Genomic DNA, 251 nt, shown 5'->3' with positions numbered 1-251 from the left:
GTTCATCGAGCGTATCCATGCGGATCGAACGGCCCTTGCAGACGCTTTTTCCGGCGCGGGCGGCATTCGAGCAGGTATAATAGCGATGAACCGTGCCGTTCTTCGAGGTGCCGGTGCGAAGCGTCATACCGCCCTGGCAGGTGGCGCAGGTGGCAAGGCCGGTCAGAAGGATCGGCCCCGTCACGACGCGCGGCGGCGTGACCTTCGGATTGCGGACCTTCAACATCGACTGCACCGCCTCGAACTCATCC

General features: G+C 63.3%; 1 protein-coding gene. It reads right to left on the bottom strand.

What is annotated here, in order from left to right:
• A partial coding sequence (locus R0J92_RS25115) for a zinc ribbon domain-containing protein (protein WP_411053683.1) occupies positions 1-251 on the bottom strand: 251 nt, incomplete at both ends.

Origin of the sequence: Tritonibacter sp. SIMBA_163, from assembly GCF_046535935.1 — a bacterium.
GTDB lineage: Bacteria > Pseudomonadota > Alphaproteobacteria > Rhodobacterales > Rhodobacteraceae > Epibacterium > Epibacterium scottomollicae.
This window is presented reverse-complemented; position numbering and strand designations above follow the sequence as displayed.